The following is a 25,271-nucleotide window of genomic DNA, read 5'->3' on the forward strand; positions in this document are numbered from 1 at the left end:
GGCGCGCTCAGCGCGGCGTCATCCTGGGGTCAGCCTCGGGAATGAGTGCCCAGAGGGCGTGCTGAAGGCCGCGGATATTGGATTCGGCGAAGACAGCGTGAGCCTGTCGCAGCACGAGCCGCTCCGCGGGCTCCAGCCGCATGTCCGGAAGTCCGTACTGGTCCGGGTCGATGCTGTAGCGGTAGTCCCCTGCGCTGCTGATCTCGGTCAGCGGAACTCCGGTGGCCCGCAGGTACTCCTTGTCCCGGCCGAACATCCGCTCGAACGAGTCGTCGTCCTGCCCGGAGGCTCTGAGCTCTATGTAGCTCTCAACCCGTTCTCGGAGTTCGCCGCGTGTGATCCCGGTGCGGTAGGCGTCCAAGACGGTCTTGGCGACCGAGAGTGCCCTGACGACGCCGTCGTCGGCCTGCTCCTCCTGCACCGCTTTGGGCCCGTCTGTCACGCGCGTGTCAGTTCTTCTCCACCCGCATGAGGTCGACCACGAAGATGAGGGTTTCGTTCGGGCCGATGGCCGCGCTAAACCCTGCTCGCCGTAGGCAAGGTGGGGCGGGATCTCAAAACGCCGACGGGCGCCTTCCTTCATCCCGATCAGGCCCTGGTCCCATCCCTGGATGACCTGACCGATGCCAGCAGTGAAGTCCAGCGTGTGGCCGCGGTTCCAGGAGGCATCGAACTCTTCGCCCGTGGAGAAGGCTACGCCCACGTAGTGGCAGGCAACCATGTCACCCGGTGCCGCCTCGGGACCGGAACCGGGATCAGCTCTTCGATGACCAGCTCCTCCGGGGCGTCTCCCCGGGAAGTCGATCATGGGCTTGCTGCGGTCGTATGCGCGTTCCCCAAAAGACATCAGTCCTGGTCCTCCTCGTTCTCGTCTTCGCTCTCATCGGCGTCCTCGTCGGCTGTCTCCTCGGCGTCGCCGACGAACTGCTCCAGCTCGTCGATCGATTCGACGCCGAGCTGCGCCGCGAGCATCTCCAGCTCCTCGGCCGAGATGCCCATCTCATCGGCCAGCTCCTCCAGCTGCTCACGCTCCTCGTCGGAGAGGTCCAGCTCCTGCGGGGCCGGCTGCTGCTGCTCCTGCTGCTGGGCCATCACGTCGCTGACGGTCTCAGCGTCGATGATCTTGACCAGGTCGACAACGAATATCAGGGTCTCGTCCGGGCCGATCGCCTCACCCTGACCGGACTCTCCGTAGGCCATCTCGGGCGGAATCACCATCAGGACACGGTCACCGACTCGGTGACCCGGAATGCCCTCATTCCAGCCCTCAATGGCCCCCTGCTGGGTCATGGCTGAGACTTCCTCATCGAGGAGAATTCGAAGGGCTCGCCGGGCTGTCCGTCTTCGCTCCACGAGGAGTCGAACTCTTCGCCCTCGGACCAGGTCCATCCCCGGTACTGGGCGAAGACGTAGTCATCCTCGCCGATCTCGTCGCCGTCGCCCTCGATGAGCACCTCGGTGCTCAGGTCCTCCGGCGGGTCAGCCAGCTCCTCCTCCGCCAGGTCAGGGGCATCTCCGACGGAGGAGTCGATCTCAGGAAGGTCTCCGGACTGCTCGGCCTCTTCGCCGTCGGCGTGCGCCGGCGCCTGGCCCTCCAGGTGGAAGATGTAGAGGGAGTCCTCCTGGCCCTCTGCCGCCTCCGCGGGACCGGCCTGCAGATAGACCGCCACATCGGAGCCGATCGTCACGCCGTCGGCGCTGAGCGCCTCTCCGATGAACTGGTTCTGGCCCTCGGTTCCGAGGAACGCCGGAAGCGGCAGATACGGGGTCAGATCCTGCTCATAGGAATCCTGAAGGACGGTGCCGTCCTCGGGGTCCACGGCCACCAGCTGGTAGTCCAGCAGCGAGTCCTCGGAGACCTGCTCCCCGTCGCCGGAGTTCACCACTCGCGAGGCGTTTTCTTCGAGCTCAATATCGTCGTGTATCAGCACCTCCGGGGCGCCTTCATCCTGAGGAGAGACGTCGACCCCGGAGAGCGCGTCAGCATCGCCGAGGCCATCGCCCTCAGCGTCGCCGCAGGCGGAGAGGACGAGAAGCGCAGCAGTGCTCAGCGCAAGGCTTTGGGAGGTCAGGCGAGACGTAGGCATCACCGGGGAACTGTACCTTGGGCGCGAGGCCTCAAGCACGCTGTCGACGGCGCTTTACGCCCACCGCAGATTCACGCTGCCGGAAGCCCCGCCTGCTCATCCGTCTCGCTGCGGACATACAGATCGGTCAGCGCCAGCGACGCTGCGGTGCCGTCGCGCTCATCGATGCTGCGCCGCCGCAGCTGACGCTCCCGATCCCCGAGCTTGTCGAGAAGAGCGTCCACACGGACATCGGCCGAAGCGAACGGATCCTTGAGCATGATGGCCTCCAAGGGCCGGTCAACCAGTTTGTGATGGACCCAGTCGGTCTGCGCCTCCGCCCCGAAGGCCCGCGCGGCGGAGAGGAACTCGCCGCGCAGTGCCGCCCGGGTCGGCGGCGGAGTCACCATCGCCTGGCGAACCTGCTCGGGCCGCGTGACGTCGGTGGCGCGTCCGCGACGCTGCAGCAGATGGAAGAGCCCTCGATCCGGGCTGACATCGTGGTAGGCCATATCGACCTGCTCGAGCTTGGGGTGGTTGAGGCCGATCCCCTGCCGGGAGGCGATCTCATCGACGAGCCGCTTCTTGATGGCCCAGTCGATGTCACGGTCGATCAGGCTGTGATCACCCGTGGCAACGGCCTCCAGCGTGCGCTCCCACAGCTCAAGGACGGAGTCCACGTGCTCATGGTGGGCTCCCGTTCGGCGACGAACGCCTTGGCCCGCTCCAGCAGACCCTCTGGATGGCGACCGCGCTCATCGGCTCAGCACCTCGGATGCGCACCTGTGCGGTGCCGCTGAGGTCATGGCTGATGTGACGGATGGCCCTGATCGGGTTCTCCATCTCGTAGTCGCCGATGGGAACTCCCGCCTCGATCATGCGCAGCACGAGATCGGTGGAGCCGTAGCGCAGCAGGGATGTGGTCGTCGACATGTTCGAGTCCCCGACGATCACGTGCAGCCGTCGGTGCTCGGCCGCATCGGCGTGGGGCTCGTCCCGAGTATTGATGATGGGCCGGGAGCGGGTGGTCGCCGAGGAGATGCCCTCCCACATGTGATCCGCCCGCTGCGAGAACGCAAAGTGCGCCTCGCGGGTCTCATCCGCCTACACCACCCGCCCCGCACCGGTCAGGATCTGGCGAGTGACCAGAAAAGGCAGCAGAATTCCTGACAGGCGCCTGAAATGGGTGGTGCGCGGGATCAGATAGTTCTCATGGCTGCCGTAGGAGTTGCTTAGCGGAGTCCACGTTGTTCTTCAGGATGTAGACCGCCCCGTCGAAACCGTCCTCTGCGATCCGCCGCTCGGCCGCCTGGGCGAGGTCGTGCATGATGACTTCGCCTACCCGGTCAGCCGCAATGAGGTCAATCAGATCGGAGCACTCTGCGGTCGCGTACTCGGGGTGCGAGCCCACATCGAGATAGAGCCGAGCCCCGTTGGGGATGAAGATGTTCGAGCTCCGGCCGAACTCGACCACAGGACGAAAGAGATACCGGGCGAGCTCATCCGGGGCAGTCCCCGTCCGCTGGTGGGCCGGTGCGTGATGCCGAACTCGGTCTCCACGCCTATGACGCGGCGATCCACCGCTTACTGGCCGCCCTTCTGGACGAAGCCTTTGACGAACTCTTCGGCGTTGGACTCCAGGACGGTGTCGATCTCGTCGAGCAGCGAGTCGAGCTCGTCGACCCGCTCAGCCGCCTGGGGTTTCCGCGCACCTGGCCGGAGTCCTCCGTCTGCGGGCCGTTGTCGCCTCCTGGACGCTGGGGCTGCTTCTGCGGCTGAGCCATGGGATTGGGGTCTCCTCACCGGGGTGTCGTGCGGTCTCGTGCCAGTCTACGACCCACCCGCCAGGCCCTCGAGCGCCTCAATCACGGCCGCGTCGTCGGGGCTGCGCGCAGGACCTCCTCAGCTTCTGCTCTGCTGGCTGCATGAGGGCTGGCAAGGGGATGCGGACCAGTCGGCTGCCGCTGCTCTCACGCAGCAGCACCTGATCCCACGAGACTCCGGCCACCAGATGAGCGTAGTCGGACACGAGCGTCCCGCGGAGCCAAGCGCGCGTCTCCTCGGGAGGGTGCGCCGCAGCCCATGCGAGCTGGTCATCGGTGAAGAGGCGCCGCATGCGGCCTGCTCTCGCCAGCTTGTAGTAGAGCCCCTTCTCCTCGCGGAGGTCGTGGTACTGAAGATCGATCAGACCGAGGCGAGGCGAATCCCATGCCAGGCCGTCGCGGCGGCGGTACGACTCGATGAGCTGGAGCTTCGCCACCCAGTCCACTCTGTCGGCGCCGAGCGAAACATCCGCTTCGAGATCGGTGAGCAGCTGCTCCCATGCTTCGAGGACCTCAGCGGTCTCCGTGTCAGGGGCCGCCTGCGCAAGCTCCGCGGCGCTCTCCCGACGGGCGCGCTCCTTCGCCGCGTCGAGATAGAGGCGCTGGATCTGTAGGGCCGTCAGTTCGCCCCGATCGGTGTGGACCGCTGCGGTGAGGCTGGTGTCGTGACTGATGCGCTTCAGGGCCGCGACGGGGTCGGCGAGCCGGATATCCGGTGCGCTGCCGGACTCGATGAGGTCCAGCACCAGGGCGGTGGTTCCGACGCGCATCCAGGCGGAGTATTCGCTCATATTGGAGTCGCCGATGATCACGTGGAGGCGCCGCCATGTGTCGTAGTGCGCGTGAGGCTCATCCCGAGTGTTGATGATCGGCCGCCGCACAGTGGTCTCCAAGCCCACGTTCTCCTCGAAGAAGTCAGCGCGCTGGGAGATCTGGTAGCCGGACGTCTGGCCCTGCTGACCGATGCCGAGCCGCCCCGCTCCGCACAGGATCTGCCGCGTGACGAAGAAGGGCAGCAGCCCGTCCACGATGTCGTCGAAGTCGGTGGAGCGCGGGACAAGGTAGTTCTCGTGCGCCCCGTAGGATACCGACTTGTTGTCCGTGTTGTTCTTATAGAGGAGCACCTGGGGTGCGCCCTCCTCCTGCGAGAGCCGTCGAGCGGCGTCGCAGGCGATGCGGTCCCCGGCGACGTCATAGAGCACAGCGCGCTTGGCCCCGATCGCCTCCGGCGCCGAATACTCGGGATGCGCATGGTCGACGTAGAAGCGCGCGCCGTTGGCCAGCACCAGGTTCATGAGCAGCTGCGGCTGCCCGTCCCTGAGCTCAAAGAAGTCGCCTCGCCAATGCGGAGAGCCCGGGGCAGTCGACCCTGAACGGCCCTCTCGCTCGGCCGCATCGGCCGGGCTCGGATCTCCTCCTGAGATGTTGCCCAGAGCATCCCTGACGTCCCCGGCCCCCGCCTCCTGCTCCGCGGCATAGGCCAGAGCGTCGGAGCTGTCCGTCAGCTGGCTGGGGTGGGCAGCCGACCGCGGAAGGACCCAGCCGCGAGCGTCCACCAGCGGCGACTCCGACTGGTAGTCCCATTCTGTGCCTGCGACGGACGAGCCGGACTCGGTGGCGTGGGCCGCGTAGGCGTTCACCAGTTCGATGGAGAGCGCCACATGGCTGGCTCGAGGATTGTTGGGGGCGTGGATGCCGTACTCGGTCTCCATGCCGATGAGGCGACGTACGGTCATGCGTGCAGCCCCAGTCCCGCCTGCAGCGACTTCTGCTCAGCGATCTCCTCGTCCATGGCTGCCTCGAGGTGGTGGGGGCGATCCCCTTCGCCTCCGGGCTCTGCTCCGCAGCGATGAAGTCTTTGATGGCGCCCTTCTTGGCCCGGTCGATCACGTTGCTCAGCACCGCGCCCGACATGAAGTCAGCCTGAGCGGGGTAGAGCCGCGAGACGACGAGGTCGATCAGAGCCTCCCGGGCCGCTTCGGACGAGCCGCATTCGGCGACCAGCGCTGGGCGAAGCGGCACCGAAGAACCGAGATGGATGCGCAGAATGTCGCGGGCCCCTTCGGCTGATGGACGCTGAACCCGGATCTTCACATCGAGTCGGCCCGGCCTCAGAATCGCCGGGTCGATCATGTCTTCGCGGTTCGAGGCGCCGATGACGATGACGTTGTCGAGAGACTCCACCCCGTCGATCTCGGCGAGCAGCTGGGGCACGATCGTGGTCTCCACGTCCGAGGACACCCCGGAGCCGCGGGTGCGGAACAGCGCCTCCATCTCGTCGAAGAACACCACCACGGGCTGTCCCGAGGAGGCGCGCTCACGTGCCCGGGCGAAGATGATGCGAATGTGGCGCTCCGTCTCCCCACGTACTTGTTCAGCAGCTCTGGGCCCTTGATGTTGAGGAAGCTTGCGCTCTCGCCGCCGTCGTTGAGCGACGACGCCACAGCTTTGGCGATCATCGTCTTGCCGCAGCCGGGCGGCCCATAGAGCAGAATCCCTTCGGGGCCTGAAGCCCATGCTCCTGGTACAGGTCGGCGTGGAGGAAGGGCAGCTCGACAGCGTCACGGATCTGACCGATCTGCTCGGCCAGGCCTCCGATCTGTTCGTAGGAGACGTCCGGCGACTCTTCAAGCACGACGTCCTCCACCTCAGAGAGGGAGACGACTTCGGTGGCCGTGCCGGTTCGCAGGTCCACCACCACTGCGTCTCCGACCTCTGCCTGAGCAGACTGCCCGTCCTCGGTGCCGCCTCGCCTGCCGGCGGCCTCCGAGAGCGCGACGACACGCTCCTCCTCGCCCCGCGCGATGATGACGAGCCGCCCGTCGGGCAGCACCTCCTTCACCCTCGCCACCTCACCGGTGCGGTCGGGGTCGAGGACGGAGACGATCGTCAGGTTCTCGTTCAGCAGCACCTCCGATCCGGGGTGCAGCTCTGCGGGCTCGATGAGGGCGAGACGCTGACCCGCATCTTTCGACCGCCGTGGAGGATGTCGCAGCTTACTCCGGAGGCCGCCTCGATCTCCCGGCCCTCGACGCGGTCCCGCGAAGGCCGGTACCCGATGATGGTCCCGAACGTGAAGGGCGCCTGGCCGTCGGCCTCAAGAGCGCCTCTCAGCTCTGCGATCTGGTTCCGGGTCGCTTCGAGCATGCCCGTGAGCCGCTCATTGCTGCGGCCTGCGGCCTGGAGCTTGTCCTGAGCGTCCTTATGGCGGGAGCGCAGACTGTCCAGCTGCCTGTGGGCATGCTCGAGCCTGCTTCTGACGTCGGCGAGCTCATTCTCCGTCACGACGCGGCACCTCCTTGGCTCTGTCGGCGAGGGTCTGGGCGTGAACAGCGGCGCGTCGGGCTTTCTTCCCGTCACATTGCGCGTGCTGAGAGTCTTGTCGTCCCACACGGCATCGTCGTCGAAGGCGGGCCACGCCTGCCGGTCCTCTGCGCTCGGCGCTGAGACCTTCTCGCGCTTGGCCAGGGTGAGGGGCGTCTGATCGTCCGCCAGTACGGGTCGACAGCAGAAAGCCGGTGTGCGCCACCATGCGGTGATCGGGGCGGACCGCCAGGCCGTCCAGGTGCCAGGTGCGCAGCATGGTTTCGTGCGCCTCGGGCTCCGTGAAGCCTTTCGAGGCACGGAGCTGCTCGGCCAGTCGCGACAGCTGTGTGACGGTGGCCACGTATGAGACCCAGACTCCTCCCGGGGCGAGGACGGTCTTGACCGCGTCGATGCACTCCCACGGCGCGAGCATGTCCAGGATGACACGGTCGACGCTGGCCGGGCTCTCGAGCTCAGGGGCCTTCTCCTGGAAGTCTCCCAGCTCGATGCCCCAGCCCGGGTGGGCCTCTCCGAAGAAGGCCTCGACGTTGCCCCGAGCGATGTCAGCGAACTCTGCGCGCCGTTCGTATGACCTCAGCGTGCCGGAATCTCCCACTGCGCGAAGGAGGCTGATGGACAGCGCCCCGGACCCCACTCCGGCTTCGACGACGTGGGCGCCCGGAAACACGTCAGCGACCTGGACGATCTGCGCCGAATCCTTGGGGTAGACGACCGTGGCTCCCCTGGGCATGGAGAGGACAAAGTCATTGAGCAGGGGCCGGAGGACCTGATACTCGTACCCCTTGTCGTTGGCCACCACGATGCCTTCCGGCTGGCCTATGAGCACGTCGTGCCGCAGCACGCCCTGGTGCGTGTGCCACTCTCCGCCTTCGGCGAGCGTGATGGTGGAGGGCTTTCCTCTGCGGTCTGTCAGCTGAACGCGCTGTCCGGGCTGCAATGGTCCTTGGCGCATGTGCGCGCCTACGGCTTGTCCGGGCGCTGGAGTGGAGGAGTTCGTCATCAGACGGCTGTCGGCTCTTTCGTCAGGAGATTCTGGAGGTCAGCGGGGCTCAGGCCGGAGAGGCTCTCGGCAAGGTGCCATTGACCGCTTTCGGGCAGGTCCGAGTAATGAGGCACAGCGAGCGTCACCAGGCCTGAGTAAGCAGCTGCCGCGGTCCCGGGGATCGAGTCCTCAACGGCGATGCAGCGACTCTTGTCCAGGGCCTCACCGGTGAGACGCATGTGGTGCTCGGACATCTTCTCGAAGCCTAGGAGGTACGCTTCAGGATCAGGCTTTCCGCGGCTGACCATGTCGCCTGAGACGACGAACTCCAGGTGGCCCTGGGGAAGCTGTTCGGCGATCGCGGATGCCAGACGGCCCCACGACATCGTGACCATCGCCTGGCGGACTCCGGCGGAGCGGAGGCTGCCCACGAGTTCGAGCGCGCCCGGCCGCCAGGGGACCTCGTGGGCGCAGCGCGCGATCACGCTGTCCATGAGGTCATTCACGATGGAGGCGGCCTCCATGTCAACGCCCGCATCCTGCAGGACGGAGGCGCTGAACTCGAGAGCCTGGCCCACCAGCAGCTGGGCTTTGGCCTCGTCCCACTGGCCGCCCCACGCTTCGACGAGGTCATATTCGGCCTGTATCCAGTAGGGCTCCGTGTCTACGAGGGTCCCGTCCATGTCCCAGAAGACCGCCTGAAGTGAAGACATGCCGATCATCCTACGGCTTCCGCCTGAGGGGCTGGCCCACTAGTGTGAAGAGCGTGAGCGAGGAATTCCCAGAGCCCGAGGATCGTCGGCAGGAGCCGTCCGACTCGGAGCACCCGGATGCCCTGTCGGTGAGCACCGACCGGGCGAAGCTTCTCGCGTCCCACCTCCGGTCGATCATCGCGGACGGGTCGGAGGCGCCTCGGCCTCCCCGGGTGATGCTGATGGCTTTCGAGGGCTGGAACGATGCTGGCGGGGCCGCCTCGGCTGCCATACGTTCGGTGGCGTCTGCGCTCGACGCCGAGGTGATGGAGAAGCTCACCGAGGAGGAGTACTACGACTTCCAGTTCTCGCGCCCCAAGATCGTTCGGAATCAGGGTCATCGGGAGATCATCTGGCCCTCCACGACCATCCTGCGCGCCGAGGTCTCCGGCGGGGATTTCGAGCTGCTCTTCGTCCACGGGGTGGAGCCCAGCTTTCGGTGGCAGTCCTATACGGCGGACCTGCTGACCAAGGCAGCTGAGTACGACGTCGATGCCGTCGTGCTGGTGGGCGCACTGCTGGCTGATGTCCCTCACACCCGTCCCATCCCCGCCTCCTTCTCTGCTGAGGACGAGACTCTGCAGGAAGCCATCGATGTGGATGCTCCGACTTACGAGGGGCCGACGGGCATCGTCGGAGTGCTTGCCCACACGGCGTACCAGGCGGGCATCCCCGCTGTCTCGCTGTGGGCTGCTGTGCCGCACTACGTGGGCCAGGCGCCCTCGCCGAAGGCTCAGCTCGCTGTGATGCGCAAGCTTGAGGAGCTGCTGGGCTTCAGCGTGGACACCGGCGAAGTGGCTGAGGATGCGGCCGCCTGGGAGCGCGGGGTCGATGAGCTGGCCGAAGAGGACACGGAGATCGGTGAGTACGTGAAGCGCCTCGAGGAGGCCACTGACACCACAAACCTGCCGGAGGCCACCGGCGACGCGATCGCCGAGGAGTTCGAGCGATACCTCAAGCGACGCCGACCGCCGGAATCCTGAAGTCCGACTCCGGAGCGCGGACGCGCGGGCTCACGCCTCGAGGCTGATGCCCAGCAGCGCGTCGACGAGGTCGATCGTCTGCCGCCTGGACGTTCCCCGGAAACTGGCCAGCGGCCCACAGGTCGAGTATGTCCAAAGCCGCTGGCGCGTTGAGGTCTCCCGAAAGGGCTGACATGAGCGCGTACTGAAGGGGACTGGGCTGCGACGGATCAGCGTCGTAGTCCTCAGTGTGCGCGACGGCGCTCTTCCAGCGGCCCAGGCGCGCTTCGGCGAAAGCGAGATCGTCGGGGTCGAAGCTCCAGTCGGCGCGCCAGTGGTGGCTCAGCAGCAGCGCCCGGATAGCCTGCGGATCGTGTCCCTGAGCCGTGAGCTCGGAGACGAGGACCAGATTGCCCTTTGACTTCGACATCTTCTCGCCGTCGAGGCCGACCATCCCGGTGTGGGCGTAGTGCTCCGCAAGCGGCACCCCGTCTGCGGCTGTCGCATGCGCTGCTGAGAACTCATGGTGCGGGAATCGCAGGTCCGATCCCCACCCTGCACATTGAAGGGGCAGGAAGATGACGACGGGCGATCACCGAACACTCGATGTGCCAGCCGGGTCGCCCCTCGCCCAGGGCGCCCCGTCCCAGCTCGGCTCGCCGTCGCGTCGCGCCAGCCACAGCAGAGGATCCAGCGGGTCGCGCTTCCTGCGCGTTCGGGGTCGCCCCGCGCTCCGGAAAGAGCTCCTCCATTGATGTGCGGTCGTAGTTCCCGATGCTTCCGAAGGTCCATCCCGTCCGGGCTTCCGCGCTCGCGATGTCGAAGTAATAGTCGGGGTCGCGGTGCCCTCGGCGGAACCGGATAGGCGATTCCCTCACTGAGCAGGCGCTCCACGTCCTCCACCACCCCGGGAATCATCTCGACGGCTCCCATGTAGGTGTTGGGCGGAATCACACGCAGCGCGTGCATATCGGAGCGGAACAGGTCGGTCTGGGACTCAGCAAGCATGCGCCAGTCCACCCCTGTCGCATCGGCCCGCTCGAGCAGCGGATCGTCGATGTCGGTGACGTTCTGGACATAGTTGACGTCGAGGCCGCACGCACGCCAATAGCGCACGAGGATGTCGAACTGCACGTACGTGTTGGCGTGACCCAGGTGGGTTGCGTCGTAGGGAGTGATGCCGCACACATACAGCGATGCCGTGCCGTCGCGGGAGACGACGGGGTCCTCGTCGCTGCCGGGGTGCTGTGGAGTTCGAGAGTCTCGTCCACGGCGGGAGGGAGGGCACGGGCGGCGCGGGCCACGATCTCACGCGGTACGTCCTTAGGGTTCAGGCGACAGGTCCAACAGGGGACAACTCAGCAGGGGGTCGGACATTCCGTCCGCTCAGGACCCGCTGAGCCGGGGCGTCTCAGTCGTCGCCGAGGCTCTCCAGATCCTCATCCTCGTCCTCGTCGTCGAGCTCGTCGTCCGCGTCCGCCTCCTCGTCGTAGAGGTCCAGCGGCGTCACTTCGCCTGTGGCTGCGAAGAGGGCGTCCTCATACGCCTCAAAGGCATCGCCGATCGCGTAGAACGCCTTCTCGACCGCCGGGTCTTCCTCCCCACGGCGGTTGACGGCTGCTGAAAGGTGCTCGCCGAGGGCATCGGTGAGAGCGTTCAATGCGATGCGGGGATCTGCGCTCATGGGGCCACACTATCAACGGCCCAGCGGGCCGGTAAGCCCCAATGTGTGCGCGCTCGGGATCGGCGTCCGCCGGGCGCAGTCAGAGGGTCCTGCGCACGCGCATCAGGCGACGCCTGAGCCAGTATTTCCGGACTCCCCGGTGTACAGGGCGCTGCGTCGGAGCTCCCAGCGCCCGTACTCGGCGTGGTCGATCACCTGCCGCCGCACCTCGGCGAGGGACTGTCGGGGCTGGCAGGTGAGCACGAGGTACTCCCAACCGCTGCCGTCCTCATCCTCGGGGTGTACCAGCTCTCGACCGGCTGCTGCCCTGTCTGGTGCGGCATTGACGCTCCTTCACCTGGGATGCGTGGTTCTGGGCAACCTGCTTGTCGACCCACACTACTGCAGGATCATTGCTGGGCGAGGAACCGGTGCAGCGTCCGGACTCCGAATGTCAGCGACTCGACGGGAACCCTCTCGTCCACCCCATGGAACATCCCGGTGAAGTCCAGCTCAGCGGGCAGCTTCAGCGGGGCGAACCCGTAGTAAACGATGCCCAGCGCAGCCAGATGCTTGTTGTCGGTCCCTCCGCCCAGCATGTATGGCAGCACGACGCCCTCCGGGTCCTCATGCTTCAGGGCGCTGACCATCTGCTCCACGAGGGCGCCGGAGAAGGGCAGCTCCAAGGATCGGCCTTCGTTGAGAAGCTCGAATCGGATCTTCTCACCGGCCAGCTCCTGAGCACGGCGGCCACTTTGGCGTCCTGGTCGGGCAGCGTGCGCGCATCCACGAGCGCGCTGGCTTCGCCCGGAACGACGTTGTGCTTGTACCCGGCCTCCAGCTGCGTGGGGTTCGAGGTGTTCTGGAGGGTTGCGCCCACGAACTTCGCGGCCGAGCCCAGCGCATCGAGAAGCGGCTGGGGATTCTTCTCATCGAAGGGAATGCCTGTGAGCTCCGCAAGCTGTTCGAACAGGGAACGAGTCGTCTTGGTGTACTCGATGGGCCACTCATAGCCGCCGATGGCCGCGACAGCGTGGGCAAGGGTGACGACGGGGTTGTCCCGCTGGACAGCTGAGCCGTGTCCGGCTGTGCCCTCAGCGATCATTCTGGTCCAGTGCAGGCCCTTCTCGCCGGTCTGGATGAGATAGGCACGTGTGCCCGCCACGTCGGTGGAGAATCCTCCCACTTCGCTCACGGCCTCCGTGGCGCCCTCGAACAGCTCTGGACGATTCTCCACCATCCATGCGGCGCCGAATCTCCCGTTGTCCTCTTCGTCTGCGAAGAACGCAAAGATCAGGTCTCTCTGCGGCTGGTGCCCCTCACGGCTCATGCGAAGCATAGAGGCAAGGATCATGGCGTCCATGTTCTTCATGTCCACGGCACCGCGGCCCCAGATGAGACCGTCCCTCAGCTCAGCTGCGAAGGGATTCTCCTGCCAGTCCTCGGCCTGCGCGGGCACCACATCGAGGTGCCCATGCACCACAAGCGCCCCGGCATCCGGGTCCGAGCCGCGCATGCGCGCGAAGACGCTCGCCCTTCCCGGTGCGGATTCGACGATGGTGGGCTCCAAGCCTGCTTCCCGCATCACCTCGGCGCAGTACTCTGCCGCGTCGCGCTCACCGTTCGAGCGCCCGCCTCCCCAGTTCTGGGTGTCGATCCGGATGAGATCGCGGCAGAACCTGATGACGTCTTGCTCCGCCCTTGCGGCGGGCTGCTCGCTCCCAGTCATGAGACCACCCTAGAGGGTGCTCGTCTGCGCCGGGTGTCAGGCTGCGGGGATGGGTCCGGGTTGGGCTGCGGGTCTGGGGGCAGCCTGCAGGTTCTGGTTCAGGGCTTTGGACTGCTGGGCTCGGGTGTGGAGTAAGCGGCAGGCGATGATCACTACGATCAGCGCCATCAGGACAAGGGCCACCGTGAGGTATGCCTGGGCTGTGGCTATGGCCGCGGTCCTCACAGCCCTGCACCTTCCAGCTCGTCCCGGTTCAGGGTCCGACCGGAGGAAGGACGAAGCTGATGTCCTGGGAGGCGAACACCAGATCAAGGATCAGCTCCATATTGGGCACCACACCATTGATGATGGTGCCCATCACCTCCCGGGTGTCGTCCTCCTCGTGCAGAGTGCACCGCAGACCCAAGTCCGGGGCCTGAGTGCTCCCAGAGATCTCCACGATCGCTGAGGCAACCGCCGGGTGGGCCATCAGCCCCGCCGAGACCGCCTTGGCCGCCTGGTCCAGCCGCACCCTGTCATCATCCACGTCCTGGCCCGCATCCTTGGGGGCCGTCAGTGCTGGGCTCACCTTATGATCCTGTGCTTCTTCGACCTGCTCGCTCATCGTCTTCTCATCTCAAATTCATCTATAAGGTGTACAACTTTTAGCCAGCCTAACAGTTAATGAGGTCAACTGTTAGGCTCCTCATTGATCAGTTCAGACAGCCGCATCCGGCGAAGACCTGAAGGAACCATGAAGGACAAAGAGACCCCCACCCTGCAGCCCGCCGAGGCGCAGCTGCAGCAGGCAGTGACCAACCCCGAGGCCGCCTCCGGCACCGGCTACTGGTACCTGCGCACCCAGGAGTCCTACTCCGCCATCGACCTGCTGAACCTGCTGCGCAGCTACCGCGACGAAGAAACAGCCATGCGCGCCCGCACCCAAGGCTCGATGGGCATGAAGGACACCGAGATGAAGGCCCTGCGGTTCCTGCTGCAGCAGGACACCGCCGGGCACACCCCGGCAGAAGGACCTCGCCGCGACACTGGAGCTGACCGCCGCCTCAGTGACCGCCCTGGTCGACCGGCTCGAAGCCCACAGCTACGTACAACGAGTCCCCACCCCGAGGACCGCCGCTCCGTCGGGCTGAAAGTCCTCCCCGCCGCTGACCGAGACGTACGAAGCACCCTGAGCCGCATGCACGCAGACATGATCACCGCCGCCGAAGAGCTCACCCCCACCGAACGAGTAAGCGCCGCAAAATTCCTCGAAAAGCTCATCAAGCCGTCAGCACACACCACGGGGCCTCCGCGACCCACGCGCCCACACATTGAGACGCCCCCAACGATGCGCAGAGAGAGTGCCTGGACCGCGCTTAGCGCATGGATAGGCCCCTGACCCGATGATTGGAGGCAGGGGCCTGCCCGCTGGTGCTTACTCGGCCTTGGAGTAGGCGAAGTCAGCGCGTTGAAAAAGCAGCGTCGAACGCTGCCGCTGACGGTTCCAGCGCGTTGGCGCGCACAAACTCAGAGCCTGCGGCGCGCCGACCAGCCGGTCCATTCCTGCGTCCTCCCACTCCACGGAGAGCGGGCCCTGATAGCCGATCGCGTTGAGCATCCGGAAGGCGTCCTCCCACGGCACGTCGCCGCGGCCCACGGAGATGAAGTCCCAGCCGCGACGCGGATCACCCCACGGGAGGTGGGAGGCCATCCGTCCGCTGCGACCATCCGTCAGTCGCTTCTTCGTATCTTTGCAGTGCACGTGATAGATCCGGTCCTGAAAGTCCCAGAGGAACCCGACTGGGTCGATGTCCTGCCACACCATGTGGGATGGGTCCCAGTTCAGGCCGAAGGCCGTCCGGTGCCCAATGGCTTCGAGGGTCCGCTGCGTGGTCCAGTAGTCGTAGGCGATCTCCGAGGGGTGGACTTCGTGGGCGAACCGCACCCCACCTCGTCGAAGACGTCCAGGATGGGGTTCCACCTGTCCGCGAAGTCCTGGTATCCCGCCTCCACCAGCTCCTGGGCCACAGGGGGAACATTGCCACATACTTCCAGATGGAGGACCCGGTGAACCCGGTCACCGTGCCGACGCCCAGCCGTGAGGCGGCATGAGCCGTAGCCTTCAGCTCCTCCGCAGCTCGCTGTCGCACACCTTCCGGGTCACCGTCACCCCACACTCGGTCGGAGAGAATATCCCGGTGCCTGGCGTCGATGGGATCGTCGCACACCGCCTGACTCTTGAGATGGTTCGCGATGGTGAAGACCCGCAGCCCGTTCTTCTCCAGGATGTCGAGCCGGTTCTGCACGTAGGCGTCGTCCTCGGCGGCCTTCCACGGATCCAGATGATCTCCCCAGCAGGCGATCTCCAATCCGTCATAGCCCCATTCGCCCGCCCGCCGGGCCACTTCCTCGAACGGCAGGTCGGCCCACTGGCCGGTGAACAATGTGACTGGTCGTGCCATGGGATTTCTCCTTACAGGTTGGTCAGGTTCCTACAGATGTCCAGGCCGAGGAGTTGCTTACCGAACGCTCCACTGCGTCCAGGACCCGCTGCACATGGAGACCGTCCTCGAAGCTGGGTGTGGGCTGCTCACCGCTGGCCAGCGCGCGGACGAAGTCCACCACCTGATGCGTGAAGCTGTGCTCGTAGCCCAAACCGTGGCCGGGGGCCACCATGCCTCGAGGTACGGATGGTCGGGCTCAGTCACCAGAATCCGCCGGAAGCCCGACGTCACGGCGTCGGCGTTCGCCTCGTAGAGGTGCAGCACATTCATGTCCTCGAAGTCGAAGGCCAGGGCGCCGGATGTTCCGGAGACCTCAATGCGCAGAGCATTCTTGCGCCCCCAGGCGTATCGGGTGGCCTCCAGGGTCACCGGTGCGCCAGACTCCAGACGGGCCATGGCCAGGGCCGCATCATCGACAGTCACCGGGCCCCGCTGATCGTTTACTGTGCCGTGCAGACCCCTGAAGGATTCGGCGACTGGACGCTCCTCACGAAGGTGTCCAGCATCCCTGAGACAGCCGGCGAACCGCTGCCCGGTGATGAAGGTCGTCAGGTCCACAGCATGTGCCCCGATGTCACCCAGCGCACCGGAACCGGCCACCTCCTTGTCCAGCCGCCACGACAGCGGGCTGTTCTCATCGGCCAGCCAATCCTGCAGGTATTGGGCCCGAACCTGCCGGACGGCGCCGATGCGACCCTCGGCCACCAGCTGGCGGGCCAGCTGCACGGCAGGGACTCTGCGGTAGGTGAAACCCACCATCGCCTGCACTCCCCTGCTCTGCGCGTCCTGTGCGGCCCGCGCCATGGACTCCGCCTCGGCCACGGTGTTGGCCATCGGCTTCTCCACCAGCACGTGCTTGCGGCGTAACGCGGCGGCAGCTATTTCGGCGTGGGTGTTTCCGGGTGTGCAGATGTCCACCACATCGATGTCCTCGCGATTCACGGCGCTTCGCCAATCCGTCTCCGACTCGGCCCAGCCAAGCTGGTCCGCCGCAGCCTGTGCCGCCTCGGCGCTGCGGCCTACCAGCACCGTAAGCTCCGGAGCCAGCGGCAGATCGAAGAACCTGGGGCGCTACGCCACGCTTGGGAATGGGCTCGCCCCATGAAGGAGTATCCGATCATCGCCACGCCAAGCCGCTTCGGCCCGGAGCGCGTCGCGCTCTGCTCACTCGTCATGTCTCCTCTCCCTCCGCTCAGGACTCGAAAGCGGAGTCAAGGTACTGCTCCACGTTGTCGGCGGTGACCACCGGTGCGTGGAGCTGGATCTCGCGCGGCACCTCGATCTGGATCAGGTCTTCCATGGCGCGGTCCTGAGCGAGCAGCCGAGCCAGGCGAATACCGTCTGCGGCCTGAGTCGACGGGTAGATGACAGTGGCTTCGACCACTGAGTCCTCGCTCTGAATCTCGCGCATCATGTTGGCAGAGTACTCCGCCCACCATGAAGAACTCATCGCGGTAAGCGTTCTCAATCGCTGCGAGTACGCCGACTCCTGATCGTCGTCGTGATTCCAGATGGCGTCGATCTCCGGTGCGGCCTGCAGGAGGTTGGCCGCACTCTCCTCACCGCCGGCGACGGAGAAGTCGGCAGCGACCCGGTTGCTGACCTCAAGCCCGCAGTCGGAGAGCGCATCCTCGAACCCTTCGCTGCGGTCCTGGGTCAGGGGCAGAGAGTCGATGCTTAAGCGATCTCGGCGATCACAGCATCACTGTCGCCCTCCATCCGTTCACAGATGTACTCACCGGCAGAGACCCCCATTCCGTAGTTGTCACCGAGAATCGTGGTCCGAGCGGCGAACTCGGAGGAGAACTCGCGGTCGACGTTGACCACCGGAATTCCGGCCTCCATGGCGTCGACTGCCACCTCGGTCAGAGCTGCGCCGTCGAAGGGCAGCACCACAATCGCATCGACATCGTCGTTGATGAACTGCTCGATCTGACTGATCTGGATGTTGACGTCGTCCGAACCTTCGGAGACCCGCAGATCCACGTCCTCGAACTCTTCGCCCTGCTCCTGGGCCGCCTGGGTGATGGCGCCCATCCAGCCATGGCCTGCGGCAGGTCCGGAGAAGCCGATCACCACCTCTTCGCCGGGTTCTGAGTTCGCGCCGACTGGGGCAGCGTCTGCGGCTCCGCTGTCCTCATCGTCGTTGACGGACTCAGGGTCATTGTTGAGACAGCCGGTGACCAGCAGTCCGGCCGAGATCATAGCGGTGGCGCTCAGCCACCATGTGGTGCTGCGGGTGCGTGACATGTTGTTCTCCTCGTTTTTTGAAGGTGAATGGTCGGCGCTGCGCCGTTGAGCGGAGGGACTAGGTCCGCCCGTCACGGGCGAAGCGCTGCTGGAGCAGGACTGCGACCACGATGATCGCTCCTGTGGCCAGAGCCTGTACGGACTGGTCCAGGTTGTTCTGGACGAAGATGTTGGTGAGCACTGCAAAGACCAGGACGCCCAGGACGGTGCCGACGATGGTTCCTCGACCACCGGCAAGCAGGGTGCCTCCGATGACGACCGCGGCGATGACGTCCAGCTCAATGAGGTAACCGTGGTTGGAGGAGTAAGCGGTGGTTCGCGAGAGCATCATGACCGCTCCGATGCTTAAGCGCAGAGTCCGGCGAGGGCGAAGACCATCATCTGATGGCGCTTGACCTTGATTCCGGCCAGCCTGGCCGCCTCGCGGTTGCCGCCGATGGCGATGGTCCGCCTGCCGAAGGTGGTGCGGTTCAGCAGGAACCAGTAACTGCGGCCACCAGCAGAAATATCCAGACGATCACCGGAATGCCCAGCGCGTCGCCGCGGAACGTGCTGAGGAAGTCTGGGACGCTGACGATCTGCGTCTGCCGTCCAGAGATCACTTCTGCAAGCCCTCGGGCGGCCACCAGCATCGCCAAGGTCGCGATGAACGCGACGACTCTGCCGTACGCGATGATGACGCCGTTGATGATCCCGCACGCCGCCCCGACCGCGAGCGCCGTGAAGACCATGATCGACCAGTGATAGTCGTTGGCCAGAGCCTGTGTGCCCAACGTCGAAGCCCAGACGGTGGCCAGGCCCATCACAGAGCCTACGGAAAGGTCGATGCCCCGGAGGTGATGACGAAGGTCACCCCGATGCTGATCACTCCGATCACCGCCGCCTGCCGCAGGATGACCATCAGATTGTCCACACTGACGAAGCGTTCCCCTCCGGTGATGATCCCGATGATCATCAGCGCCACAAGCGCCAGCACCAGCCCAAGGCTGTGGCCGAGGCTGAGCCGTGGTCTGGCAGCCGTCGCGGTCTTCTTCTCCCCATCGGAGCTCAGGTCACGGCTCGAAGCACCTGATTCCTCCGATGCGGCCTCGCGGGTGGTCTCTTCGGTGCTCATGCTGCGCTTCCTTCCATGACGAGGTCCAGGACCTGATGCTCAGTGATGTCGGCCATGCCTACCCTGATGGACCACCGAGCCGTCTGCGACGACGAGCACCCGGTCTGCGAGGCCCAAGACTTCCTCGATTTCGCTGGAGACCAGCACGACGGCGGTTCCCTGCAGCGCAAGCTCTCGAATCAGTCGGTAGATGTCGGCGCGCGCGCCCGTCGACGCCGCGGGTCGGCTCATCCAGCAGAAGCACCTCACAGCCGTGCACCAGCCACCGGGCCAGCATCGCCTTCTGCTGGTTTCCTCCGGAGAGCGTGCGGGTCTGCCGCTCAACGTCAGGGGCGAGAGATCCAGCGCCTCCGCCTTCTCCCGGGCAGCGGCTCGCTCAGCCTTTTCGTCGAGCAGGCTCCCGCGGGCGAAGCGCGCAAAGGTCGACAGCGTGATATTCCGGTAGATGGGCTGCTCCAGCAGCAGCCCCTGGCTCTTGCGCTCCTCCGGAGCCAACCCGATGCCGCGGTTGACCGCATCAGTGATGGAGCGGCGCGCAGCGCCTCTCCCTGACGCTCACGGTCCCCGAGGTGCGACGGCGGGCTCCATAGACCGCCTCAAGTATCTCTGAGCGGCCCGCCCCGACCAGCCCTGCAAGGCCCACCACCTCGCCCGGACGGACACTGAAGGTGACCGGCTCGAAGACGCCTTCCACTGCCAGCTCGCCGACTTCCAGGACAGGCTCGTCTCCGGTGGGCCCGCTCGGCGCGCCGCCGAAGTCGGCAATCACTTCCCGACCAGTCATCAGGAGATCAGGTCAGCAGTGGGCGTCTCAGCGACCTCGAGGCCGGTAGCAGCAGTTCGACCGTCCTTGAGCACCGTGATGCGGTCGCCGATGCGCCTGATCTCCTCCAACCGGTGGGAGATGTAGACCACCGCCACGCCTTCTGCGGTGAGCGAGGCGACTACTCGGAACAGATTGTCGACCTCCTCAGGGTCCAGGACTGCGGAGGGCTCATCCATGACGATCAGCTGTGCGTCGTAGGACAGGGCGCGAGCCATCGAGACGATCTGCTTGTAGGCTGCTTAAGCGGTCGGCCGACTGTGCGATTCGGAGGAATCTCAGGGTGGCCGAGCCGGGCAAGGAGGTCCTTGGTGCGCTGCAGTGTCTCCCGGCGCTGGAGCACGCCGGAGGTCGCGAGCTCATGCCCGAGAAAGATGTTCTCGGCGACAGAGAGCCCGTCGACGACGTCCAGCTCCTGATACATGGTGGCTATGCCGAGCCGGAGGGCATCCATCGTGGATTCGATGGCTACTGATTCGCCCTTCCATGTGATCTCACCCGCATTGGGCTGATGCGCCCCAGCGAGCACCTTGATCAGGGTCGACTTGCTTAGCGCCGTTCTGACCCAGCAGGCAGTGCACTTCCCCGGCACGGATGTCGAGGTCGACGCCGTCGAGCGCCTTCGCCCCAGGAAAGTGTTTGATGATGCCGCTCATCTGAAGAAGCTCGGAACGCCCATCTGGTGTGACCATGATCACAAACCTAGGCACACTTCTGTCATGCGTCAAGCAAAAGCTGTCGAACGACTGTTAAATGTTGGGAACGGATCGATCAGAAGCGTGAGTGGTTTACTGTCCCTATGTCATTCGCAGTAATACCCGATGGGCAGAGCCGGGACCTTTTCGCAGCGGCCCGGGCCGCTCCTGGCCAGCGCAGGGAGTCTGCTGCAGCTGCTGCGAGACGGCGTCCCCGAACGCGCGCCGATCTGGCGCTGCAGACAGGTCTTGCCCGGTCGACGATCTCCGCAAGGGTGGAGGAGCTCCTCGCCTCGGATCTCATCGCCCCGGCGGAGAGAGCTCTTCCACCGGCGGGCGGCCGCCGTCCACCTTCGCGTTCAACCCTGCGGCTCGCTGCGTACTCGCCGTCGACCTCGGAGGCACGCATGCTCGAATCGCCGTCACGGACCTAGCGGCTCGCATCCTGATCGAGGAGGAGCAGGAACTCTCCATCTCCCTGGGCCCGGAGCGCGTGCTGGACGCCGTGCTCGACGTCGGCGCCCGCCTGCTCGCAGAGGCGAATCTCCCTGCCGAGAAGCTCATCGGCATAGGCATGGGGCTTCCCGGCCCGGTGGAGTTCGCCACAGGGCGCCCCACGAGTCCACCGATCATGCCGGGGTGGGACGGCTACGACGTCCCGGCGCACCTGCGCAGGACCTTTGATGTGCCCATCCTGGTGGACAACGACGTCAACACCATGGTCTTGGGCGAACACGACATGATCTACCCAGAGGTCTCGCACATGATGTTCGTCAAGGTCGCCACGGGCATCGGCGCCAGCATCATCAGTGACGGCCGCCTGCAGCACGGCGCCTTGGGCGCGGCCGGGGACATCGGCCACATTTCAGCCTCTGCCGAGAGCACCAAGCCCTGCACCTGCGGCAGCCTGGGCTGCTTGGAGTCAGTCGCGTCGGGCTATGCCATCGCTGCCCAGCTGCGCGAGCGGGGCAGAGACGTTCCCCATCATGCCGCCCTGATCGACCTGGTGCGCGCAGGAGACCTGGAAGCCATGCACCTGGTGCGGGCGGCCGGACGAACTGTCGGGTCTGTGCTGGCCAGCTGCGTGAACATGCTGAACCCGGAGCTGATCGTCATCGGGGTCTGGTGGTCACGGCCGGAGAGCACTTTCTGGTAAGCATGCGGGAGGCGGTCTACTCGCGGTCACTCCCGCTGGCTACAGAGCATCTGCGGATCGTGCCCACCCAGACCTCCGGTCGAGCTGGTGTTCTGGGAGCGTCAGCTCTGGTGACGGCGCACACCCTGACCCCCGCGAACGTCAATACGCTGCTCGCCTCCTGATGACCTGATCCGTCAGCTCACGCCGCATCGCGGCCGAGCAGCCGCTCGTATCAGCCAAGCGCCAACTCATATCCACATGAAGAAGACCCTGACCTGTTATCCCAGGTCAGGGTCTTCTCGTCTGTGCGCGGAGGGGACTTGAACCCCCACCCTCACTATTGGAGGACTAGCACCTCAAGCTAGCGCGTCTACCTATTCCGCCACCCGCGCAGGTGGTGCGTTCCCGTTTTCAGAACCACGAAAGATTAGCACGGGAACGCACTGGACAACCAATCCTGGTTGCCTTCAGCGTTCCTACTTCTTGCCGCCGAAGCCGGAGAACCGCTTGTTGAACTTGTCCACACGACCGGCGGAGTCCATAATGCGCTGCTTGCCCGTGTAGAACGGGTGTGAAGCGGCCGAGATCTCGACGTCAATCACCGGGTAGGTGTTGCCGTCCTCCCACTCCATCGTTTTCTGGGAGGTCGCCGTGCTGCGCGTCAGCACCTTCTCGCCCGAGGAAAGATCGTTGAAGATGATGGGCTGGTACTTGGGGTGGATGTCGTTCTTCATAATGGTGTCCTTTTCGGGTGCCGCTGGTCTCCCTCAGCCGGGAAGCCGCCAGAAGCTAGGAAGCAAAAGATTCTTGGCCTTTCGACCAAAGAGACATGCTATCCCACACCAGCCTCTTCGCCCAAGCTCGTGCGAACCCTCAGAGCAGATCGTTGACCATGACGCCCAAGGCCACGAGTCCCAGGATGATGATGACGCTGCGCAGCACGACGGGATTCAGCCGCCGACCCACCCAGGCTCCGACCAGCCCGCCCAGCGTGGAGCCGATCGCGATGACCAGCACCACGCCCCAGAGAATGACGCGATCCTCCGGCTCCCTGATGAGATAGTCCACCACGATGTAGCTGAGCGCAGCCGTGAGGTTCACGAAGGCCACCAGCAGGTTCTTGACGCCGTTCGCGTGCTGGATCGTCGCGGCCAGGAAGATGCCCAGGAGCGCCATCAGCAGAATGCCCTGAGCCGCCACGAAGTACCCGCCGTAGATGCCGGCGAGGAATACCAGAAGCACCAGAGGCCACCTGACCGAATCGGTGGCCTTCTTCGCCGCCGCCTCCGGCGAGTCCCCAGGCTGCGGGGTCTGAGGGTCGGGGTCCCCGTGCGCTCTGCGGCCCGCCGCTTCACCCACCGGGACAGTCGAGGCTGGACGATCACGAGCAGCAGCGACACCACGATGAGCACAGGGGCGACGCGGCCGAAGACCTCCTCGGGAAGCGTGATCAGCAGCGTCGCGCCGATGACTCCGCCGACGAATGACGCCGGGATCAGGCGCCCCAGCACCGGCTTGACCTGCGATATTTCGCGCCGATACCCCCATGCGCCGGTGAAGTTGCCTGCGATCAGACCCATGGCATTCGACACAGTGGCCGAGACGGGGGAACCCCATGGCCACGAGCACCGGAAAGGTCACGAGGGTTCCGGAGCCCACCACGGTATTGATGGCACCGGCCCAGACCCCTGCGAGCAGGATCAGGGCCAGCAGTCCGATCCCCAGCCCGTGGAGCTCAAACTCGAGCAGGGCCTCCATCAGCTCTTCATGAAGGCGCTGAAGCGGCCCTCACGCTCGATGACCTCAAGCGGCGTGTCAAAAGTGCTGCTCAGGTTCTCCGCCGTGAGCGTATCGCTGAGCGCTCCGGCGGCGACCGTCTCCCCGTCGCGGAGCAGGAGAACGTGGGTGAAGCCCGGGGAATCTCCTCCAGGTGGTGGGTGACCAGGACCGTGGCGGGCGAGCTGTCGGACGTCACAAGACCGGCCGTGCGAGCCACCAGAGCCTCACGGTAAGCAAGATCGAGACCAGCGCCCGGCTCGTCCAGAAGCAGGAGCTCCGGGTCAGTCATCAGAGCTCGAGCGATCTGGACCCGCTTCCGCTCCCCTCAGACAGCGTCGAGAACGGCCGGTCAAAGACCGTGCCCACGCCCCACTCGTTCAGGAGCTCGAACGCGCGCCGCTCGTCGAGCCGCTCATAGTCCTCATTCCACCGGCCGCTCACCCCGTAGGCGGCAGTCAGCACCACGTTCAGCGCAGTCTCCTGAGGAGGAATGCTGTTTCCGACGACGTTCGAGGAGAGCCCGATGAGCGGCCGCAGCTCAAACACATCCACCTGCCCCAGCGTCTCGCCGAGAATGGTCGCCGTGCCGGTCGTGGGAAAGAGGCGTGCAGCCGCAATCTGCAGAAGGGTCGTCTTCCCCGCGCCGTTGGGGCCCAGAACCACCCAATGCTCACCGGGGCCGACCTGCAGATCAACGTTGTTCAGAAGCTCTTTTCGCCCGCGGCGCACGGTGGCACCGGCAATATCAAGGACCCGACTCATGGGCCCCACACTACCCAACCGCCTCCCCTCGCCGGCGCACGCGCACTGCTCCTCCGAGCGCCTCGCCCCGATAAGCTGTTCCCTCATGAGCGCCCATGACCTCTCCCCGCTGACCCACGGCATCGAACTGCGCCGGAGCTTTGACGCACCCGATGCGCCGCTCATGCTGATCATGGATGTCGACTCGACGCTGATCGATCAGGAGGTCATTGATCTCCTGGCGGCCCACGCGGGCCGTGAGGCTGAGGTCGCTGAGGTGACAGAGCGCGCGATGGCCGGGGAGCTGGACTTCGCAGCCTCCCTGCATGCGCGCGTCGAAGCGCTCTCCGGTCTGCCGGAGGGGATTCTTGCCGAAGTCGTGGAGCAGGTGACGCCGACTGCAGGGGCAGTGAGCCTCATCGATGCCTTCAGAGCCCGCGACTGGTAGAGCCTATGCCGTCTCAGGAGGGTTTGCTCAGATTCTTGAGCCTCTCGCTCGCCGTCTGGGGCTCACCGACTTTCGGGCGAATCACCTCGAGATCTCCGAAGGGGCTCTTACGGGACGTGTGACGGGTCCCATCGTGGACCGCGAAGCCAAGGCCTCGCACCTTCGACGATGGGCGGACGAGCAGGGGATCCCTGCGCGCTCCGTCGTAGGGGTCGGCGACAGGGCCAACGACATCGATATGGTGCGGACGGTAAGCATCGGCGTCGCCTTCTGCGCCAAGCCAGCCCTGAACGATGTCGCCGACGTGCTCGTGACAAAGCGTGACCTCACACTGATCAGCCGCGTTCTCGGCCTCACGCCGCCCCAGGACTGAGGTGAGGGAGCGGCAATCCGCAACTCATAGGAGACGGCTAGGCTCTGCGACGGTAGGCTGGTCGATGAGTCCAGCGTCACAATGAGGTGGCGCACATCTGACCAGAGCTTTGTCAGAGGGCGG

16 protein-coding genes, 1 tRNA gene and 15 pseudogenes are annotated in these 25,271 nt (G+C 65.4%); 5 read left to right on the forward strand and 27 right to left on the reverse strand.

Features of this window, described 5'->3' with window-relative positions; all coding sequences use genetic code 11:
• Window positions 1-7 precede the first annotated feature (7 nt).
• The 10 genes and pseudogenes from K0H76_RS12830 to K0H76_RS12875 all read right to left on the reverse strand — a co-directional run bounded on the left by K0H76_RS12830 (window position 8) and on the right by K0H76_RS12875 (window position 8,911).
• Window positions 8-442 (reverse strand): hypothetical protein, encoded by a 435-nt coding sequence (locus tag K0H76_RS12830; RefSeq protein ID WP_258933259.1) that lies wholly within the window; start codon window positions 440-442, stop codon window positions 8-10.
• Window positions 443-449: 7 nt separating this feature from the next.
• Window positions 450-847 (reverse strand): annotated as a pseudogene (locus K0H76_RS12835) (FKBP-type peptidyl-prolyl cis-trans isomerase).
• Window positions 847-1,290 (reverse strand): FKBP-type peptidyl-prolyl cis-trans isomerase, encoded by a 444-nt coding sequence (locus tag K0H76_RS12840; protein ID WP_258933260.1) that lies wholly within the window; start codon window positions 1,288-1,290, stop codon window positions 847-849. The pseudogene K0H76_RS12835 and the gene K0H76_RS12840 overlap by 1 nt, the downstream one beginning before the upstream one ends.
• Complete coding sequence (locus K0H76_RS12845) at window positions 1,287-2,087, reverse strand: hypothetical protein (RefSeq protein ID WP_258933261.1); 801 nt, start codon at window positions 2,085-2,087, stop codon at window positions 1,287-1,289. Before K0H76_RS12845 ends, K0H76_RS12840 begins: the two co-directional genes overlap by 4 nt.
• A gap of 197 nt (window positions 2,088-2,284) precedes the next feature.
• Window positions 2,285-3,647, reverse strand: a pseudogene (pafA, locus tag K0H76_RS12850) (Pup--protein ligase); the annotation flags it as partial.
• Between the two features lie 3 nt (window positions 3,648-3,650).
• On the reverse strand, window positions 3,651-3,869 hold the full coding sequence (locus K0H76_RS12855; protein ID WP_258933262.1) for a ubiquitin-like protein Pup: 219 nt from the start codon (window positions 3,867-3,869) through the stop codon (window positions 3,651-3,653).
• Window positions 3,870-3,927: 58 nt separating this feature from the next.
• Window positions 3,928-5,625, reverse strand: coding sequence for a depupylase/deamidase Dop (gene dop, locus K0H76_RS12860; protein ID WP_258933263.1), 1,698 nt, complete (start codon window positions 5,623-5,625; stop codon window positions 3,928-3,930).
• A 109-nt stretch (window positions 5,626-5,734) separates the two neighbouring features.
• Window positions 5,735-7,036, reverse strand: a pseudogene (arc, locus tag K0H76_RS12865) (proteasome ATPase); the annotation flags it as partial.
• Between the two features lie 124 nt (window positions 7,037-7,160).
• Window positions 7,161-8,216: pseudogene (locus K0H76_RS12870) on the reverse strand (tRNA (adenine-N1)-methyltransferase).
• Window positions 8,216-8,911 (reverse strand): HAD family hydrolase, encoded by a 696-nt coding sequence (locus K0H76_RS12875; protein ID WP_258933264.1) that lies wholly within the window; start codon window positions 8,909-8,911, stop codon window positions 8,216-8,218. Before K0H76_RS12875 ends, K0H76_RS12870 begins: the two are co-directional and overlap by 1 nt.
• A 53-nt stretch (window positions 8,912-8,964) precedes the next feature.
• Between K0H76_RS12875 and K0H76_RS12880 the strand changes: the two genes are divergently transcribed.
• Complete coding sequence (locus tag K0H76_RS12880) at window positions 8,965-9,933, forward strand: PAC2 family protein (protein WP_258933265.1); 969 nt, start codon at window positions 8,965-8,967, stop codon at window positions 9,931-9,933.
• Here the strand turns inward: K0H76_RS12880 and K0H76_RS12885 are convergent.
• The 8 genes and pseudogenes from K0H76_RS12885 to K0H76_RS12920 form a co-directional block, all read right to left on the reverse strand.
• Window positions 9,905-10,453, reverse strand: coding sequence for a class I tRNA ligase family protein (locus tag K0H76_RS12885; RefSeq protein ID WP_258935408.1), 549 nt, complete (start codon window positions 10,451-10,453; stop codon window positions 9,905-9,907). The two genes, K0H76_RS12880 and K0H76_RS12885, sit on opposite strands and share 29 nt — an antisense overlap.
• Entirely contained in the window at window positions 10,434-10,790 is a 357-nt protein-coding gene (locus tag K0H76_RS12890; RefSeq protein ID WP_258933266.1) for a hypothetical protein, read from the reverse strand. The genes K0H76_RS12885 and K0H76_RS12890 overlap by 20 nt, the downstream gene beginning before the upstream one ends.
• Window positions 10,791-10,827: 37 nt before the next feature.
• Window positions 10,828-11,100, reverse strand: a pseudogene (locus K0H76_RS12895) (class I tRNA ligase family protein); the annotation flags it as partial.
• 223 nt (window positions 11,101-11,323) lie between these two features.
• Window positions 11,324-11,596 carry a hypothetical protein gene (locus tag K0H76_RS12900; protein WP_258933267.1) on the reverse strand — a complete coding sequence of 91 codons (273 nt, stop codon included), beginning with the start codon at window positions 11,594-11,596 and terminating at the stop codon, window positions 11,324-11,326.
• Between the two features lie 79 nt (window positions 11,597-11,675).
• Window positions 11,676-11,884 (reverse strand): annotated as a pseudogene (locus K0H76_RS12905) (DUF5703 family protein).
• A gap of 101 nt (window positions 11,885-11,985) precedes the next feature.
• Window positions 11,986-13,304, reverse strand: a pseudogene (locus K0H76_RS12910) (M20/M25/M40 family metallo-hydrolase).
• A gap of 36 nt (window positions 13,305-13,340) precedes the next feature.
• Window positions 13,341-13,529, reverse strand: a complete 189-nt coding sequence (locus tag K0H76_RS12915) for a hypothetical protein (RefSeq protein WP_258933268.1) — start codon at window positions 13,527-13,529, stop codon at window positions 13,341-13,343.
• Window positions 13,530-13,557: 28 nt separating this feature from the next.
• Window positions 13,558-13,908: a hypothetical protein gene (locus K0H76_RS12920; protein ID WP_258933269.1), complete on the reverse strand. Its 351-nt coding sequence runs from the start codon at window positions 13,906-13,908 to the stop codon at window positions 13,558-13,560.
• A gap of 129 nt (window positions 13,909-14,037) precedes the next feature.
• On the opposite strand from K0H76_RS12920, the gene K0H76_RS12925 reads away from it, so the two are divergent.
• Complete coding sequence (locus tag K0H76_RS12925; RefSeq protein WP_258933270.1) at window positions 14,038-14,682, forward strand: MarR family transcriptional regulator; 645 nt, start codon at window positions 14,038-14,040, stop codon at window positions 14,680-14,682.
• A 61-nt stretch (window positions 14,683-14,743) separates the two neighbouring features.
• Here the strand turns inward: K0H76_RS12925 and K0H76_RS12930 are convergent.
• From K0H76_RS12930 to K0H76_RS12950, 5 pseudogenes are all read right to left on the reverse strand, one after another.
• Window positions 14,744-15,745, reverse strand: a pseudogene (locus tag K0H76_RS12930) (sugar phosphate isomerase/epimerase).
• A 22-nt stretch (window positions 15,746-15,767) separates the two neighbouring features.
• Window positions 15,768-16,962: pseudogene (locus K0H76_RS12935) on the reverse strand (Gfo/Idh/MocA family oxidoreductase).
• A gap of 17 nt (window positions 16,963-16,979) precedes the next feature.
• Window positions 16,980-18,037: pseudogene (locus K0H76_RS12940) on the reverse strand (substrate-binding domain-containing protein).
• Between the two features lie 58 nt (window positions 18,038-18,095).
• A pseudogene (locus tag K0H76_RS12945) lies at window positions 18,096-18,992 on the reverse strand (ABC transporter permease).
• Between the two features lie 155 nt (window positions 18,993-19,147).
• Window positions 19,148-20,666: pseudogene (locus K0H76_RS12950) on the reverse strand (sugar ABC transporter ATP-binding protein).
• A 129-nt stretch (window positions 20,667-20,795) separates the two neighbouring features.
• On the opposite strand from K0H76_RS12950, the pseudogene K0H76_RS12955 reads away from it, so the two are divergent.
• Window positions 20,796-21,989: pseudogene (locus K0H76_RS12955) on the forward strand (ROK family protein).
• A 123-nt stretch (window positions 21,990-22,112) separates the two neighbouring features.
• Here K0H76_RS12955 and K0H76_RS12960 read toward each other — a convergent pair.
• The 4 genes and pseudogenes from K0H76_RS12960 to K0H76_RS12975 all read right to left on the reverse strand — a co-directional run bounded on the left by K0H76_RS12960 (window position 22,113) and on the right by K0H76_RS12975 (window position 24,348).
• Window positions 22,113-22,200: transfer RNA gene (locus tag K0H76_RS12960), tRNA-Leu, on the reverse strand.
• Window positions 22,201-22,283: 83 nt separating this feature from the next.
• Window positions 22,284-22,541, reverse strand: coding sequence for a type B 50S ribosomal protein L31 (locus K0H76_RS12965; RefSeq protein WP_146341579.1), 258 nt, complete (start codon window positions 22,539-22,541; stop codon window positions 22,284-22,286).
• 139 nt (window positions 22,542-22,680) lie between these two features.
• A pseudogene (locus tag K0H76_RS12970) lies at window positions 22,681-23,565 on the reverse strand (sulfite exporter TauE/SafE family protein).
• Window positions 23,565-24,348, reverse strand: a pseudogene (locus K0H76_RS12975) (ABC transporter ATP-binding protein). The pseudogenes K0H76_RS12970 and K0H76_RS12975 overlap by 1 nt, the downstream one beginning before the upstream one ends.
• A gap of 85 nt (window positions 24,349-24,433) precedes the next feature.
• Here K0H76_RS12975 and K0H76_RS12980 point away from each other — a divergent pair.
• Together K0H76_RS12980 and K0H76_RS12985 are read left to right on the forward strand one after the other, a co-directional pair.
• Window positions 24,434-24,775 carry a hypothetical protein gene (locus tag K0H76_RS12980; protein WP_258933271.1) on the forward strand — a complete coding sequence of 114 codons (342 nt, stop codon included), beginning with the start codon at window positions 24,434-24,436 and terminating at the stop codon, window positions 24,773-24,775.
• Window positions 24,750-25,148 carry an HAD-IB family phosphatase gene (locus tag K0H76_RS12985; protein ID WP_258933272.1) on the forward strand — a complete coding sequence of 133 codons (399 nt, stop codon included), beginning with the start codon at window positions 24,750-24,752 and terminating at the stop codon, window positions 25,146-25,148. Before K0H76_RS12980 ends, K0H76_RS12985 begins: the two co-directional genes overlap by 26 nt.
• Window positions 25,149-25,271: the final 123 nt, after the last annotated feature.

Origin of the sequence: Nesterenkonia pannonica, assembly GCF_019575955.1 — a bacterium.
GTDB classification, from domain to species: domain Bacteria; phylum Actinomycetota; class Actinomycetes; order Actinomycetales; family Micrococcaceae; genus Nesterenkonia; species Nesterenkonia pannonica.

Excerpts from the sequence above, each read along its gene's own strand:
- K0H76_RS12840 (WP_258933260.1), bottom strand. The coding sequence starts at position 1,290 with ATGACCCAGCAGGGGGCCATTGAGGGCTGGAATGAGGGCATTCCGGGT.
- K0H76_RS12845 (WP_258933261.1), bottom strand. The coding sequence starts at position 2,087 with ATGCCTACGTCTCGCCTGACCTCCCAAAGCCTTGCGCTGAGCACTGCT.
- dop (WP_258933263.1), bottom strand. The coding sequence starts at position 5,625 with ATGACCGTACGTCGCCTCATCGGCATGGAGACCGAGTACGGCATCCAC.
- K0H76_RS12875 (WP_258933264.1), bottom strand. The coding sequence starts at position 8,911 with ATGTCTTCACTTCAGGCGGTCTTCTGGGACATGGACGGGACCCTCGTA.
- K0H76_RS12900 (WP_258933267.1), bottom strand. The coding sequence starts at position 11,596 with ATGAGCGCAGATCCCCGCATCGCATTGAACGCTCTCACCGATGCCCTC.
- K0H76_RS12920 (WP_258933269.1), bottom strand. The coding sequence starts at position 13,908 with ATGAGCGAGCAGGTCGAAGAAGCACAGGATCATAAGGTGAGCCCAGCA.
- K0H76_RS12925 (WP_258933270.1), top strand. The coding sequence starts at position 14,038 with ATGAAGGACAAAGAGACCCCCACCCTGCAGCCCGCCGAGGCGCAGCTG.
- K0H76_RS12965 (WP_146341579.1), bottom strand. The coding sequence starts at position 22,541 with ATGAAGAACGACATCCACCCCAAGTACCAGCCCATCATCTTCAACGAT.
- K0H76_RS12980 (WP_258933271.1), top strand. The coding sequence starts at position 24,434 with ATGAGCGCCCATGACCTCTCCCCGCTGACCCACGGCATCGAACTGCGC.
- K0H76_RS12985 (WP_258933272.1), top strand. The coding sequence starts at position 24,750 with ATGCCTTCAGAGCCCGCGACTGGTAGAGCCTATGCCGTCTCAGGAGGG.